The sequence below is a fragment of the uncultured Campylobacter sp. genome (assembly GCF_938017775.1).
In the GTDB taxonomy this organism is placed as follows: domain Bacteria; phylum Campylobacterota; class Campylobacteria; order Campylobacterales; family Campylobacteraceae; genus Campylobacter_B.
The window spans coordinates 1-1,970 of record NZ_CALIIU010000054.1 but is presented as its reverse complement, the minus strand read 5'-3'; the positions used below and the strand labels follow the sequence as shown (position 1 = coordinate 1,970).

Here is a 1,970-nt window from a genome sequence, read left to right as displayed (position 1 = left end):
TTTAATGAAAGTAGTTAAATCCTGAGAATTTTGTTGGAATTTAGCTATGTTGTCATCACATCCTTTAATTAGCAAATTTAAACGCTCTTCATTTAGAAAATTGTTTATACGCTTTATAAAACCGGCAAAGCTTATAGGTTGGCCGTCACCTAATTTATAAATAAGATTTTCCGGCTCCATCTCTATTTCGTTGTTATCAGCTGTTTGCATATTTATCGTAAAACTTAGCTCTTTATATGAGGAGCTGTAGTATCCGTCTAAGCGAAAACCCTTATAATTTAAAATGGGAATCGTTTGATCATAGTTGCGAATTGTTAAATTTATCGCTCTTTCAAAAAGACCTTTCATTTTATCTTGCTCGAGTCTTATATTTTCCGAGTCTGTTTTAGCCGGTATATTAAACTCAACGGCTTTGCCGTCTTTTATAATGGAGCATTTAAAGGCCGCGGCCGGATTAAATCTTTCCTCGTATTCCAATAAATGTGTTTTGATTTGTTCAATGTTATATTTTTCTTTTTTAAAATTTTGAATTTTATTCCTGTTCGCCCTGATGGTATCTTCTGCGTCACGGTAATCGTTAAGATATTTCTTATAAACGGCCTCTTCTTTGTCGAGCGCCGCTTTCAGTCTAACCTGATCCATAAATAGCGGATTGCCCGTAGCGGCCGCTTTCATCTCCGCCGCGCTAGCTGCCTCTTCTTCAAAACCGCTTAGACTTCTGCTGTCCACCGTGCCTTTTCTAAAATTTAGTAGCGCCTTTGATTTTGTTTCGATAATCTGCCAAGCAACCGCATCATAGGTTCTTTCGGTTATATATCGGTATTCGTTGATTTTGAAATTTTCAGGATCGCGCTCGAATAACATATTGCCCTGCCTAATAACGCGACCGTCACGCTGTATAAAATCAGCCGGACGCCAAGGTGCATCAATATGATGTATTGCTACGACGCGCTCTTGAACATTGGTTCCTGCGCCCATTTTATTCGTAGATCCAAGCAAAATTCTAACCTCGCCAGAGTTCACTTTTCGATATAGTTCTCGTTTTTTCTCCGGCGTATCCGCATCATGAATAAAAGCTATTTCTTGGCGCGGAATCCCCTTTTTTACAAGCTTTTTATAAATATCCACATAAAGCTCAAAAGAATTTTCGCCGGCATCTCTATCCTTTTCTGTACCGTCGTATTCTTCCTCATCTCTATTTGATTCGATCTCATCGTTAAAATTTATAAATGAGCCTGGCTCGTCAGCTTCATAATCATTGCCATAAAGGATGTCGCTCTTATCGGTTTCTTCTATCTCTTTTTCGGCTTCTATATCGATGTTCTTTGAGCTTCGCTTGGGCGTGCCTATATCAAGGAAAATTAGCTGCGTTCCTCTGTCGTCGCTCCATTTTTGGTATTCCTCAAATGTATTCTCTACGCATTTATTAATTTTAGAGCCCTTATAGTCTTTTGCGTTGCGATCTATCAATCTAAAATCTATGCCGGCTTTTTTGGCATCGGAAGTGCATTTTAGATAGTTATCTATCCTAGGATCAAAGCCCCCCTTGCTAAGCTTATCCATTCTACCGATGATGGAGCGCTCATCGTAAAAACCGTTTGCATCTTCCACTCCTATGTATTCGCGTATTGCGCGGCTGGGCAGCGCTATGCTCTTTTTAATATTGACTCCAGGAACGTAATATTTATAATATTGCTTAATATCGCTATTCGTAACAATATCAGCAACGTTATTGTAGGCGCCGCAAACTTCGGGTAAATTGTTTAGCGCCGCGAGACGATCTACAATTTTGTAATTTCTCGCACTTGCATTAAGCTCGGGCGTCTTCTCTATTTTGGTAAAATTTGCTGCCCAGGCGTCAAAAGAGCCGATACCTTTTTGCTCAAGCTCCTTTGGCATAAGGTATTTATTAATACCGTAGAGCTCAGTTAGAGAGTTAGAGACGGGTGTTCCGGTTAAAAATAGTATTT

1 protein-coding gene is annotated in these 1,970 nt (G+C 39.5%); it reads right to left on the bottom strand.

What is annotated here, in order from left to right; all coding sequences use genetic code 11:
• Positions 1–1,563 (bottom strand): helicase C-terminal domain-containing protein (locus tag Q0537_RS07820; protein ID WP_299226787.1); only part of this gene is annotated, 1,563 nt, incomplete at its 3' end.
• Positions 1,564–1,970: the final 407 nt, after the last annotated feature.